The sequence below is a fragment of the Roseateles sp. genome (assembly GCF_052436255.1).
GTDB lineage: Bacteria > Pseudomonadota > Gammaproteobacteria > Burkholderiales > Burkholderiaceae_C > Pelomonas.
In genome coordinates this window covers 18,942-32,272 of sequence record NZ_JBQVNP010000052.1, presented here as the reverse complement: position 1 = coordinate 32,272, position 13,331 = coordinate 18,942, and the positions used below count along the sequence as shown (strand labels likewise).

8 protein-coding genes are annotated in these 13,331 nt (G+C 68.8%); 3 read left to right on the top strand and 5 right to left on the bottom strand.

Annotated elements, in window-relative coordinates; all coding sequences use genetic code 11:
- The 5 genes from ACT6S0_RS13675 to ACT6S0_RS13655 form a co-directional block, all read right to left on the bottom strand.
- Positions 1-2,354: serine/threonine-protein kinase (locus tag ACT6S0_RS13675; RefSeq protein ID WP_444764379.1), on the bottom strand; the 2,354-nt coding region annotated here is incomplete at its 3' end.
- Between the two features lie 52 nt (positions 2,355-2,406).
- Positions 2,407-3,000 carry an ECF-type sigma factor gene (locus tag ACT6S0_RS13670; RefSeq protein ID WP_444764378.1) on the bottom strand — a complete coding sequence of 198 codons (594 nt, stop codon included), beginning with the start codon at positions 2,998-3,000 and terminating at the stop codon, positions 2,407-2,409.
- Position 3,001: 1 nt separating this feature from the next.
- Complete coding sequence (locus ACT6S0_RS13665; RefSeq protein WP_444764377.1) at positions 3,002-4,285, bottom strand: tryptophan--tRNA ligase; 1,284 nt, start codon at positions 4,283-4,285, stop codon at positions 3,002-3,004.
- A gap of 167 nt (positions 4,286-4,452) precedes the next feature.
- Positions 4,453-5,475 (bottom strand): LacI family DNA-binding transcriptional regulator, encoded by a 1,023-nt coding sequence (locus ACT6S0_RS13660; protein WP_444764376.1) that lies wholly within the window; start codon positions 5,473-5,475, stop codon positions 4,453-4,455.
- 171 nt (positions 5,476-5,646) lie between these two features.
- Positions 5,647-7,584: a glycoside hydrolase family 3 protein gene (locus ACT6S0_RS13655; protein ID WP_444764375.1), complete on the bottom strand. Its 1,938-nt coding sequence runs from the start codon at positions 7,582-7,584 to the stop codon at positions 5,647-5,649.
- Between the two features lie 206 nt (positions 7,585-7,790).
- On the opposite strand from ACT6S0_RS13655, the gene ACT6S0_RS13650 reads away from it, so the two are divergent.
- From ACT6S0_RS13650 to ACT6S0_RS13640, 3 genes are all read left to right on the top strand, one after another.
- Positions 7,791-10,547, top strand: a complete 2,757-nt coding sequence (locus ACT6S0_RS13650; RefSeq protein ID WP_444764374.1) for a TonB-dependent receptor — start codon at positions 7,791-7,793, stop codon at positions 10,545-10,547.
- A 52-nt stretch (positions 10,548-10,599) separates the two neighbouring features.
- On the top strand, positions 10,600-11,955 hold the full coding sequence (locus tag ACT6S0_RS13645) for a GH1 family beta-glucosidase (protein WP_444764373.1): 1,356 nt from the start codon (positions 10,600-10,602) through the stop codon (positions 11,953-11,955).
- Between the two features lie 133 nt (positions 11,956-12,088).
- A complete protein-coding gene (locus tag ACT6S0_RS13640) occupies positions 12,089-13,330 on the top strand; it encodes an ABC transporter substrate-binding protein (RefSeq protein WP_444764372.1) in 1,242 nt (413 codons plus the stop codon).
- The last annotated feature ends 1 nt before the right edge of the window (position 13,331 follow it).

Here is a 13,331-nt window from a genome sequence, read left to right as displayed (position 1 = left end):
GCCCAGGGTGGGCCGCTGATGTCCGGGCTGGTGGCGAGCTCGTCCACCATGCGGCGGGCCGCTGGCAGCCAGTCCGAGGCGCGTTCGGGCCGCGCCAGCGCGCGTGCCAGCAGCGCGGCGCTCTCACGCGGCAGCCGCAGCGTCGGGTGCAGTGCCGCTTCGACGGGCAGCCCGGCCTCCAGCTCCTCGTGCACCTGCACGGCCTGGGCGTACTCGCCCAGTTCGACCAGGTGCCGCGCGAGGTCGGCCCGCATGCGCTGGCTGCTGGAATTGCCCGGGCCGAGCAGCTTGTCCATGTCGTGGATGATGAGGCGGGCGTTGTCCGTGCTGCCCTCGGGCCGCCCCAGCCGCGCCTGGATGTTCCACAGGTGCTGGCGCGAGCGGTGCACAAACCGCGCACGGTGCGATGGCGCCGTGGCCCAGGACGCGCGTGTGGCCTCGATCAGCCGTTCCGCATCCGCCAGCCGGCCCTCGGCCACCCGCAACTGGTACAGGTAGACGTTGTAGTACGGGTATTCGTAATCGCTGGGCTTGAACTGGCGCTGCACGATGGGCCAGGCCCGCGCATGCATGGCTTCGGCGTCGGCGATGCGCGCCACGCCGGCATAGGCCACGATCAGCTGGTAGAGCAGGTTGACGTAGTCGTTCTCCATCTCCGTGCCGCGGCCGGCCTGGGCCAGCACCGGCAAGATGGGCTCACCCAGCGCAATGACCTCCAGCGGTGAGTTCAGCGCCGTGTAGATGCGTGCAAGCCGCAGCCTGGCGATCAGCGTGTGTTCGTCGAGCTCGCCCCAATGCCGGGCGCTGACCTCGATGAACTCCTTGGCCAGCGGAATGGCGATGTCGTGGCGGTTCATGTCCGAATAGGTCGCGACCATGACCTCCAGAACGCGCGCATAGGTCAGGTCATCACCGGCAAAACGCTGGCGCAGCTCGGCCCGGCTCTTTTCCAACACCTCGAAGATGGTCGGAATCTGGCCGCCATGCTTGTCGGGGTTGGCCGAGGCCAGCAGCTCGGTCAGGTAGCGGGTCACCTCCTCGCTCTGGCGTGCGGCGATCTGGGCCTGGCTGCGCTGCCAGAGGCTCACGCTCAGGCCAGCGCTGAGCGTCACGAAGACCAGGGCGCCGCCCGCGGCCAGCGCCGCGTTGCGCCGCAACCAGAGATGGGCGCGGTGGCGCCAGTCTTCCGCCCGCACGCTGACGGGGCGCTGCGCCAGCCAGCGCTCCAGGTCGTCGACGAAGCTGCCGACGCTGGCATAGCGCTCGGCCGGGTTCCTGCGCATGGCCTTGGCCGCCACGGCTTCCAGGTCGCCGCGGGCGTGCTCCGCGTCGGGCGCGCGGCGCGGGCCGGCCTCCTGGCCAGCGCCCTCACTGCCGTTGGCGTTGGCCGTGGTGCTGGCGATGCGCCTGGCCTGGCCGTGCAGCACCGCATGCTCGAGTGCCGTGCGGCTCTGGCCGCGCCGGCCGAACGGCAGCTCGCCGCTGGCCAGCTCGTAGAGCATGACGCCGAGGGAGTAGATGTCGCTGGCGACGCCGACCGCCTCGCCGGTGATCTGCTCGGGTGCTGCATAGGCGGGCGTCAGCCGCCGCCCGGCGACAAGGGTGAGCTGGTGATCCGACTGTTGGCCGGAGTCGTCCAGCAGGCCAGCGATGCCGAAATCCAGCAGCTTGGTGCAGCCGCTCTCGTCCAGCATGACGTTGCTCGGCTTGAGGTCACGGTGCACGATGAGCTGGGCATGGGCATGCTCCACGGCCCGTGCCACGTCGACCAGCAGCCTCACGCGGGCGGTCAGCGGCAGGTTCAGCGCCCGCACATGCTCGGACAGCGTGCGGCCGGCCACGTACTCCAGCACCAGGAAGGCGCGGCCGTGTTGCTCGCCGGCGTCCAGCAGGCGTGCGATGCCTGGGTGAGTCAGGCGGCCCAGCAGCGCGCGCTCGCGGGCGAAGCGCGCCGCCAAGCCGGGCGTGGCCAGGTCGTCGCGCAGCAGCTTGATGGCGGCCTCGCCCTGGTAGAGGCCGTCGGCCCGCTCGGCGCGCCAGACCTGACCCATGCCGCCCTCGCCCAGCAACTCGGCCAGGCACCAGGCGCCGAAGCGGTCGCCGGCCTGCGGCGGCGGCAGGCCGGTGGGCTCGGCCAGGGCCATGGCCAGGTGAGCGTCGAAGCCGGGCAGGGCTGCCAGCACCGTGTCGTCGTCGTCGGGCAGCAGGCTCAGCATGCGTGTCAGGCGCTCGGCCAGCTCGGGCGACTCGATGGCGGCCAGGCGCCGCGCGCGCTCGCTGGCGGGCAGGTCGGCCAGTTCGTCGAACAGCGCTGACAGGCGCTGCCAGTCGCCGGCCTGCAGCCCGGCGTTCACTGCTGCACCCAGCGGCAGCGAGCTTGCTCGGGGCGGCCCGGCGCGGCGCTCATCAGTACACCGTGTCGGGCTTGTCGCCGAGCAACTCCTGCAGCAGGGCCCGCGCCTTGAGCAGCTCGCGGTTGATGCTGCGCGTCGACAGGCCGCGCAACTCGGCGACCTCGGCGATGGACAGGCCGGCGAAGCCGACCATCTCGATCAGCTCGTAAAGCCCGTTGTCAAGCGCGCGCATGCGCTCCAGGGCACGGTCCAGGCCGAGCATGTCCACAGCCTGGCTCTGCACCGCGGCGACGTCGCTGGCGGCCGACAGCGTGACCATCACGGCGTCGCCGCCGCGCTTGTCGCGGCCCTCGCCGCGCAGATGGTCGATGACGACCGAGCGCAGCACGCGGCCGACATAGGCGAAGAACTGGCCGCGCGTCTCGCCCTGCAGGCCCTGCTGGTCGGCCATGCGAAGAAATCCTTCGTGCACGAGGGCGGTGGTGTTCAGCCCGGCCGACCTGCCGCCGGGACCGCTCTGCGCGAGGCGGATGCGGGCGACCCGCTTGATCTCGGGGTAGAGCAGCGCATAGAGCTTCTGCAGCGAGGCCGCGTCGCCACGCGATGTGCCGATCAGCAGCTCGGTGATGTCGGGCTGCACAGCCACCTCAGTCGTCTTTGAGGGCGGCGAGGGCGGCGGCGATGTCGGCATCGGCGGCCTCACGCCGCACCGGCGCGTCGGCCGACAGGCCTTCGCCCTTCAGCCGCGCGACCCATCGGCCGGCCTCGCGCCCCTGCTCGAAACCGCTGCTCTGCAGCAGCAGCTCGCCGCTGGCCGACAGCAGCTTGAAGTAGAACTTGCCGTCGGCCTCGCGGTACTGCTTGAAGACCGGCAGCGCGGCCTTCTCGGCCTTGGAGGCCGTGGTCGTGGCGGTGGCCGTGTAGGGGCGCAGACCGACGGCGGCGCGCAGTTGCTGCAGGAAGGGCGTGGCAATGGCACGGGCCTTGGCGGCACCGGCCTGCAGGATGGCTTCGAGCTGCTCCGGGTGGGTCATCAGCGCGGCATAGCGCTCGCGCATCGGCCCGATCTGGCCGTCGATCAGCGCGACGAGCTGCTGCTTGGCCTCGCCCCAGCCCAGTCCGCCGCGCAGCGCCGCGCGGAAGGCGGCGCGCTGCTCGGGCGCGGCAAAGGCGTCGTAGATGGTGACGATGGCCTGGCCCTGCGGGTCCTTGGGCTCACCGGGCAGCTTGGAGTCGGTGACGATACGGGCGACCGCATCCTTCAGCGCCTGGGCGCCGCCTTCGAAGAGCGGGATGACGTTGTCATAGCTCTTGCTCATCTTGCGGCCGTCCAGGCCGGGCAGCAGTTCCATTTCGGCATCGGTCACGGCCTCCGGCAGCGTGAACAGCGCCTGCCCCCGGCCGAAGAGGTGGTTGAAGCGCTGGGCAATGTCGCGCGTCATCTCGATGTGCTGGACCTGGTCCTTGCCAACCGGCACCTTGTGCGCGTTGAACATCAGGATGTCGGCCGCCATCAGCACCGGGTAGCTGAACAGACCCATCGTCACGTTGGCGTCGGGCTCCTCGCCGGCGGCCGTCGCGGCGTCGACCGCAGCCTTGTAGGCATGGGCACGGTTCATCTGGCCCTTGGCGGTGACGCAGGTCAGCAGCCAGGTCAGCTCCGGGATCTCGGGGATGTCGCTCTGGCGGTAGAGCGTGACGCGGTCGGTGTCCAGGCCGGCTGCCACCCAGGTCGCGGCGATGGAGCGGCTGGAATGCGCAATGCGGTCCGGCTCGTCGCACTTGATCAGCGCGTGGAAGTCGGCCATGAAGAAGAAGCTCTCCACGCCGGGCGCGCGGCTGGCCTCGATCGCCGGGCGGATGGCGCCGACGTAATTGCCGAGATGCAGGGTGCCGGTGGTGGTGATGCCGGTCAGGACGCGGTGGGACATGGAGCTGAGGCCAGGGAGTTCAGCTTGGATTGTGTCCTGTGCTTGGGCGCAATTTGAACCGTGGGCCGAGCGCCGGGCCGCCCCAAGCCGGCCGCGGGCGATGTGCTTGCGGCTCAACGCCGCAAGCATCGCCGCCCCCTTGGGGGGCCGACCAGGCGCGCCCGCGTTCAGCGGCGCGCGACTGGGCGGGGGGCAGCCAATGACGCGCGCCAGGTCACGGTGATGTCGAACTGCCGCGAAATGGGCAAATCCTGCCCATAGCAGCGGTTCAGCAGCCAGTGCAGGCCGGCCAGCGTGACCTCGTGGCTGGGGACATGCACCGAGGTCAGTCTGGGCGCGGCGAATTCGGCGCTGGGCGAGTCGTCATAGCCCAGCACCGAAACCTCGTGCGGCACCGACACGCCGCGTTCCTGGAAATGGGCCAGCAGGCCGATGGCCATTTCGTCGTTGGCGCAGAACACGGCGGTGGGCAAACGCTTCTGGGCCAGCAGCACGTCGGCAGCATCCCAGCCGGCCTGGTTGGAGAAGTCGCCGGGCACGGTGAGGATCTTGGACGTGTCCAGCCCGCGCAGCGCCAGCTCGCCCATGAAGCCGTTCAGTCGCGCGATGTTGTCGGGCGAGGTCGTCGGGCCCGAGACGATGGCGATGTCCTTGTGCTTGTGCTGCAGCAGCGCTCGCGCCGCCTGTACGCCGCCCTGCACGTGGTCGGCGGTGAAGCACTGGTCCTTGATGCGGTCGAAGTGGCGGTTCAGCACGACGACCTGGCGCGACGCCGGGCCGAGGGCCTTGATGTCCTCGTCCTGCAGCGCGTTGGACAGCACGATGAGGCCGTCGCAGTCGCGGTCCAGCAGGAAGCGCATGCCGTCGTTGGTCTCGACACGCTCGTCCTCGATCCCCTCGCCGAAGGCCACCACCATGTGCAGGCCCTGCGCCCGCAATGTGAGGTCGATCGCGCGCAGGATGGGCGTGTAGTAGGTGCCGCGCAGGAAGGGGATGTAGACGCCGATCAGCTTGGATGTGCCGGCGCCGAGCGCGCGCGCGGTGTGAGAGGGCCGGAACTTCAGCTGCGCGATGACCTTGCGCACCCGCTCGGCCGTGGCGGGTGCGACGGAACCGTTTCCACTGACGACACGCGACGCGGTGCCGACGCCCACACCGGCCAGCCGCGCTACATCCTTGATCGTTGCCATGCGTTGCGCGAACCTTTCAGTTGGAATCTGCGGGCGGGCGCCGGGCCGCTGCGAAGCCAGCACGTCCTGGCGATGTGACTGCGGCTCGATGTCGCAAGCATCGGGGTCCCCGCGGGGGCCGGCCGAGGTCGTCCTTGGCCGAGGGGCTTCATGTCCTGGGGGCGGATTGAATCACAGCGGGCAAATGGGTTGCGGGTCGGCGGGCTCGGGCAGGCGCTTGGCACTGAGCTTGGTTTCCTTGCCGCTCAGTCCACCACCGACGGGCCACCAGGGTTTGGCTTCGTGAGCGCTGAACTGGCAGGGCCCGGCCGGCCACGGGAAGGAAAGGCGCCCGGTGAAGCCCACCCACGGCTTGCCGTCGGCCGGTGCAATGAGCACATCCGTCAGGCCCGCGCCCTCGGTGCCGGGCTGCCAGGCGGCGATGAAGGCGTCGCTCTTGTTGGCGAGGTCGTTGACGTAGAGCGGCCGGCCCGAATACAGCAGCGTCACGACGGGCGCACCGCGGCCGGCAACGCGCCGCAGCACATCCGCATCGCTCGGGTGACGGCGGCTGTGGCGCAGGTTCTCGGTGATGCGCACATCACCCTCGCCCTCGGCATACGGCGTCTCGGCCAGCACGGCGATGACGACGTCGAAGCTCCTCGGCTCGCTCTGGCTGCCATCGGCATCGAAGACGACCTTGTCCGCACCGAGGCGCTGGCGCAGTGCGGTCAGCAGCGAGGTGCCCTGCGGGTAGTCGGCATTCGTCGTGTCACGGCCCTGCCAGGTCACGCTCCAGCCGCCGCTCTGGTGGGCCAGGCTGTCGGCCGCCGCGCCGACGACGAGCACGCGCGCATTGCGCTTGAGCGGCAGCACACCCGGCTTGTGCTTGAGCAGCACGAGCGACTCGCGCACCGCCTGGCGCGCCAGCGCCGGCGCCTGCAAGGCCTCGACGGTGGCCGGCACGGCCGGGGTCATCGCGATGCTGAACTTCACGCGCAGGATGCGGCGCACCGCGTCGTCGATGCGGGCCAGCGGGATGCGGCCCTGCTCCACGGCGCGCACCGTGTTGTCGAAGAAGGCCTTCCACTTGAACGGCACCATGACCACGTCGATGCCGGCGTTGATGGCTTGCGGGCAGTCTTCATCCGTGCAGCCGGCAACCTGGCCGATGCCGTCCCAGTCGCTGACGATGAGGCCGTCGAAAGCCAGGCGCTCCTTGAGGACGCCGGTCATCAGCGTGGCGTTGCCGTGCATCTTGCCGTGGGGCGTGAAACTGGTGCTGTCGGTCCAGCTGTTGAACGACGCCATCACGGTCAGCACGCCGGCGTCCAGGGCGCCGAGATAGCCGGCGCCATGCACGTTGGCGAGGTCGGCCGGCGAGGTCTGCGCCAGGCCTTGGTCGATGCCGCGGCGGGTGCCGCCATCGGCGATGTAGTGCTTGGCCGTCGCGAGCACGCCGCGGCCGTCCTTCAGGCCTTCCTGCAGTCCTTCGATGGCAGCGGTGCCGAGGCGTTTCACGAGTGACGGGTCGACGCCGTAGCTCTCGTAGGTGCGGCCCCAGCGCACGTCCTGCACCACGGCCAGCGTCGGCGCGAACGCCCAGTGCAGGCCCGAGGCGCGCACGGCGCGCGCGGTGGCGCGACCGATGTCGCGCACCAGGTCGGCGTTGCGCGTCGCACCCAGGGCGATGTTGTGCGGGAAGAGCGTCGCGCCGCGCACGTTGTTATGGCCATGCACGGCGTCCGTACCCCAGATCAGCGGGATGCCCGGCGTGGCCCGCAGGGCCGCGGCCTGGAACTTCTCGGACAGCGCGCGCCACTGCGCGGGCGTGGCCGCGCGGTCGTCGCCCGGCCACCCGCCGCCGCCGTTCAGCACAGTGCCGATGCCGTACTCGCGCACCTCGTCCGGCGTGATCGCGCGGATCTCGGGCTGGGTCATCTGGCCGATCTTCTGGCGCAGCGACAAGGTCTGCAGCGCGGCTTCCACACGCGCCTCCAGCGCCGCGTCGCGCACGGGCTTGCGCGTCGGCCAGGCCTGCAGGATGGAATCGGTTTCAGTCGCCAGCGCGGGGCCGGCAAGCGCAGCGAGTGCGAGCAGGGCGGCGGGAAGGAGGGGTGGGCGGGTCATCGTGAGCTTGTCAGTTGGGGCCGCGACGGTAGTGGCTGAGACAAAAAAACGTCAACCCCCGGGCCAACGAGATTGACAACGTGAACTGTGACGCATTAGATTTGCGTCACGTTTGGAACCGGTTCCATTGTGCGATGCGCCCGACAGTGGTTGCACGCCTTCGTGGCCTCCCAAGCAGCGAACAAGATGAACCAGGAGACCCAAGAATGCACACCCTCAAGCTGCGTGTCGCTCGGCACGCCTTCGCGCCTTCGCCCCGGCGGCGCACCCGTCTCACCCCTGTCGCGGCCGTCTGTGCCGGCCTGCTGAGCGCACCGCTGGCCATTGCCCAGACTTCGGCCCAGACCGCACCGGGGAACGAGCAGAAGCTCGAAACCGTCACCATCAGCGGCTTCCGGGCCAGTCTGGAGTCATCGCTGAGCAACAAGCGCAATGCGGATTCCATCGTCGAGTCGGTGTCGGCCGAGGACATCGGCAAGCTGCCCGACGTGTCCATCGCCGATGCGATCTCGCGCCTGCCCGGCCTGACGGCCCAGCGCGTGGGCGGCCGCGCCTCGGTCATCAGCATCCGCGGCATGGCGCCGCGCTACGGCGTGACGCTGCTCAATGGCCGCGAGATCGTCTCCACCGGCGACAACCGCTCGGTGGAGTTCGATCAGTTCCCGTCCGAGCTGATCAATGGCGCGGACGTGCTGAAGACGCCCGACCCGAGCCTGGCCGTGCAGGGCCTGTCGGGCACCATCAACATGAAGACGCTGCGTCCGCTGGACTTCGGCAAGACGCAGGCGGTCATCAGCGGGCGCATGGAGCGCAACTCCAATGGTTCACTGAACCCGGAGATCTCGGGCACCGGCAAGCGCCTGAGCGCCTCCTATGTGACGCAGTCGGTCGACCGCACCTGGGGCGCTGCCGTTGGCTTCGCCCACCTGGATTCGCCCAGCCAGGAGAAGCACTACAAAAGCTGGTGGTGGGCCAACACCAACGACTGGGGCGCGCCGCTGCCGGGTGTGCCGACGGATGCGGTGGCGCTGCAGGGTTTCGAGCTCGGAGCCGCGTCATCTCGCCAGCAGCGCAACGGCCTGATGGGCGTGCTGCAGTACAAGCCCAACGCCGCCTTCCAGAGCGCGCTGGATCTCTACTACTCCAAGTTCGATCAGACCGAGGCGCGCCGCACGGTGATGTCCGACATGTCGACCTGGTCCGGCGCGACCTGGACGAATGCGCAGACGACCAATGTCAACGGCGACAAGATCGTCACCAGCGGCATCGTCAACAACACCACGCCGGTGGCGCTGACCACCTTCAACAAGCGCCAGGATGATGTGCGTGCCGTGGGCTGGAACAGCGAGCTGAAGCTGGCCGACTGGAAGCTGGCAGCGGACTTGAGCTGGTCCAAGGCCCGTCGCGACGAGCAGAACGCCGAACTGCAGGCGGGCTCACTCAACCGCGTCAGCCTGGGGCAGGTCGGTATCGTCACCGGCGATGGCCGCTCTACCTTCGCGCCGACCTTCGACTTTGCCGACGCCAAGAACATCTACCTGCGCGACCCCGCCAACTGGGGCCGCGAGGGCCGCAGCCAGTTCCCCAAGGTCAGCGACGAGGCCAAGGCCATCAGGCTCAGCGCCAGCCGCAACTTCGATGGCTGGCTCTCGAGCGTCGAGGGCGGCCTGCTCTATTCCGAGCGCGACAAGGACATGAACCGCACCGAGGTGAACTACAACCTCAAGAACGGCCGCGCGCCGATGCTGGTGCCGTCCAACCTGCTGCGCGAGCCGAGCAACCTGAGCTTTGCCGGCAGCCCCATTCGCATGGTGAACTTCGACCTGCCGAGCGCGCTGGGCCTGTACGACGTCGTGCCGACGGCGGCTGACCAGGCGCCGGGCCGCATCTGGCAGGTGCACGAGAAGGTCACGACGGCCTATGCCAAGCTCGGCTTCGAGTTCGACTGGGGCCTGCCCATCCACGGCAACCTGGGTCTGCGCGCCGTGCACGCCAAGCAGTGGAGCAACGGCCTGCTGTGGAACAGCAAGACCAGCACGACCGAGCCGGCCACCGGCGGCACCAGCTACACGGACGTGCTGCCCAACCTGAACCTCACGGTCGACCTGACGCCCAAGACCATGCTGCGCTTCGGCCTGGCCCGGGTCATGGCGCGCCCGAACATGGAGGACATGCGCGCCGGCTTCGCGGGCATCAGCGTCAGCACGACCCAGCCGCATCTGTGGTCCGCCAATGGCGGCAACCCCAGGCTGGAGCCCTGGCGTGCCGACGCGACCGACCTGTCGCTGGAGCACTACATCGACAAGCGCAGCTATGTGGCCCTGGCGGCGTTCCACCGCAACATCAAGAACTTCGTCTATTCGCAGGCCATCGACTTCGACTTCAGCGGCTTCCCCAACCCGACGGCCTTCACGCCCTACAGCAACATCGGCACGCTGAGCACGCAGTCCAACGGCAACGGCGGCATGATTGCCGGCACCGAGGTCAGCGGCGTGCTCGACGGCTCGCTGCTCACCCCCGCGCTCGACGGCATCGGCGTGCAGGTGGGCTTCTCCAAGACCCGCAGTTCGCTGCACGAGGGCAATGACCTGACCAAACCGCTGGACGGCATGTCGGGCACCGTCAGCAATTTCACCGTCTACTACGAGCGCGACAACTTCTCGGCCCGCATCGGCAGCCGCCACCGCTCGCCTTTCGTGACGACGGTTCGGGGCACTTTCGGCGAGAACGTGCCGAGCATGATCTCCAGCGAGACCGTCCTGGACGCGCAGTTCGGCTATTCGTTCGAGTCGGGTCCCCTCAAGGGCCTGTCGCTGACGCTGCAGGTCAACAATCTCACCGATGAGCCCTATCGCACCCGCGTCGGTGTCTCCACCGGTTCCGCCGACCCCACCGCCACGCTGCCGGAGCGCTACACGTCCTACGGGCGGCAGCTCCTGGTCGGCGGCAGCTACAAGTTCTGACCGTTCCCTGACCCCGCGCCGGCTTCATCGCCGGCGCCCTCACATCCGAAGCATGAGCTCCCACACCGCCCCGAAACGCCAAGACTTCCCCGCCGACTTCCGTTGGGGCGTGTCCACCTCATCCTTCCAGATCGAGGGCGCCGGCCGCGAGGACGGCAAAGGCGAGTCCATCTGGGACCGCTTCTGCAGTGAGCCCGGTCGGATCCGCGATGGCTCCAACGCGCTGGTGGCCTGCGACCACTATCACCTGTGGCCGCAGGACCTGGACATGGCCAAGGGGCTGGGCGTCAACGCCTACCGCTTCTCCATCGCCTGGCCGCGCATCCTGCCCGAGGGGCGTGGCCGGGTGAACGAAGCCGGCCTGGCCTTTTATGACCGCCTGGTGGACGGCATGCTGGCGCGCGGCCTGGACCCCTGGGCCACGCTCTACCACTGGGACCTGCCGCAGCCGCTGCAAGAGCAGGGCGGCTGGGTCAACCGCGACACCATCGGCGCATTCCTCGAATACACCGACATCGTCACGCGCCGCCTGGGCGACCGCGTCAAGCACTGGATCACGCACAACGAGCCCTGGTGCTCCTGCATGATGGGTTACTGGGAGGGCGTGCACGCCCCCGGCGGCAAGAGCCTGGCCGACGCGCTGCAGGCCTGCCACCACGTGCTGCTGTCCCACGGCCAGGCGGTTCCAGTGATCCGCAAGAACTCGGCCGGCGCGCAGATCGGCATCACGCTCAGCCTCCACCCCATCACGGCTGCGTCCGATAGCCCTGAGGATGCGGCCGCGTTGAAGCGCCACGACGGCTTGCGCAACCGCTGGTTCCTGGACCCGCTGTTCGGCCGCGGCTATCCCGCCGACACCTTGGAGCTGCTGGCGTCGTTCGGGAACGCCGCCCCCAAGGTGCAGGCGGGCGACCTGGACGAGATCGCCGCACCGACCGACTTCCTCGGGGTGAACTACTACTTCCCCGAGATGGTCGGCAACGACGCAGACGGGGGTCCGATGCGCGCCAGCCTGGTCGAGCGTGAGGGCGTCGAGCGCACCGGCTTTGGCTGGGAGGTGTCGCCGCAGGGCCTGGTCGACCTGCTGACCCGCATCCAGCGCGACTACAACCCGCCGGTGATCCAGCTGACCGAGAACGGCTCCACCTTCGAGGACCAGATGACCGCTGACGGCCGCGTGCACGACGCCCAGCGCCTGTCGTATCTGCAGCGCCACTTGTCTGCCGTGAAGCAGGCGATGGACGCCGGCGTGCCGGTCAAGGGCTACTTCGCCTGGAGCCTGCTGGACAACTTCGAGTGGGCCGAGGGCTATCTGCGCCGCTTCGGCCTGGCCTATGTGGACTACGCCACTCAAGCGCGCACGCTGAAGGACAGCGGCCTCTGGTATGGCCGATTCCTGAACGAATAATTAATGCAATAGTGGCCGCCTATTCGGGGGTACAGGCGGTTTCTAAATGAAATATTACAGGGTCGACCCTGAAGCGCGGCGCGCCTGACCGGGGCACACTGCGCCTCGCCGCACCACAAGATTCGGAGACAAGATGAAGTTCCCCAGCCCCGCCCTGGCCGCTGCCGTTCTCGTTGCCGCCGCCTTTCCCGCCTCTGCCCAACCGGCCGCGCCGCTGAAGGCCGAGGTCATCCACTGGTGGACCTCCGGCGGCGAATCCGCCGCCGTCAAGACCCTGGCCGAGGCCTACAAGGCCCAGGGTGGGCAGTGGGTGGACACGGCCATCGCGCTGGGCGAGCAGGCCCGCTCGGTCGCCATCAACCGCATTGCCGGCGGCAACCCGCCGACCGCCGCGCAGTTCAACACGACGCAGCAGTTCCGCGACATCGTCGACCAAGGCCTGCTCAACAACGTCGACGAAGTCGCCAAGCGCGACGGCTGGGACAAGTTCCTGCCCGAGACCGTGCTGCAGGCCATCCGCGTCAACGGCCATTACTACGCGGCGCCGGTCAACATCCACAACATGAGCTGGTTCTGGTTCTCCAAGGCCGCCTTCAAGAAGGCCGGCATCGCGGAGGAGCCCAAGAGCTTTGACGAACTCTTCGCCGCGCTGGACAAGCTCAAGGCTGCCGGCCTGGTGCCGCTGGCCCACGGCGGCCAGCCCTGGCAGGACGGCATCGTCTTCACCGCCACGCTGGCGCACTACGGTGGCCGTGACCTGTACCTGAAGATCTTCCGCGACCGCGACCCCAAGGCCATCATGGGCGAGGAGTTCAAGAAGGTGCTGCTCGCCTACAAGAAGCTGCAGGGCTACACCGACAAGGGCTCCCCCGGCCGCAACTGGAACGACGCCACCGCCCTGCTGATCAGCGGCCGCGCCGGCGTGCAGATCATGGGCGACTGGGCCAAGGGCGAGTTCGCCCAGGCCAAGCAGGAGGCCGGCAAGGACTACGGCTGCGCGCCCGGCTTCGGCCCCAACGCGCCCTACATCATCCAGGGCGACGTGATGGTCTTCCCCAAGACCAGCAAGCCCGACCAGGTCAAGGCCCAGCAGCTGCTGGCCAGCGTCATCACCCAGCCCGCCACCCAGGTCGCCTTCAGCATCAAGAAGGGTTCCATCCCCATCCGCACCGACGTCGACGTCAGCAAGATGGACCTGTGCGGCCAGATGGGCGTGGCGGCGATGAAGAACAAGGCCCGCCAGCTCGGCAATGGCGAGATCTACATCACGCCCGACCAGAACGGCGCGCTGCAGGACGTGCTGACGTCGTTCTGGAACCGCAACCTGCCGGTCGAGAAGGTCCAGAAGGACATCGTCAACGCGTTGAAGTCCTGAG

What these genes read in the sequence shown, in the direction of transcription:
- ACT6S0_RS13665 (WP_444764377.1), bottom strand. Translation starts at nt 4,285, where the DNA reads ATGTCCCACCGCGTCCTGACCGGCATCACCACCACCGGCACCCTGCAT.
- ACT6S0_RS13660 (WP_444764376.1), bottom strand. Translation starts at nt 5,475, where the DNA reads ATGGCAACGATCAAGGATGTAGCGCGGCTGGCCGGTGTGGGCGTCGGC.
- ACT6S0_RS13655 (WP_444764375.1), bottom strand. Translation starts at nt 7,584, where the DNA reads ATGACCCGCCCACCCCTCCTTCCCGCCGCCCTGCTCGCACTCGCTGCG.
- ACT6S0_RS13650 (WP_444764374.1), top strand. Translation starts at nt 7,791, where the DNA reads ATGCACACCCTCAAGCTGCGTGTCGCTCGGCACGCCTTCGCGCCTTCG.
- ACT6S0_RS13645 (WP_444764373.1), top strand. Translation starts at nt 10,600, where the DNA reads ATGAGCTCCCACACCGCCCCGAAACGCCAAGACTTCCCCGCCGACTTC.
- ACT6S0_RS13640 (WP_444764372.1), top strand. Translation starts at nt 12,089, where the DNA reads ATGAAGTTCCCCAGCCCCGCCCTGGCCGCTGCCGTTCTCGTTGCCGCC.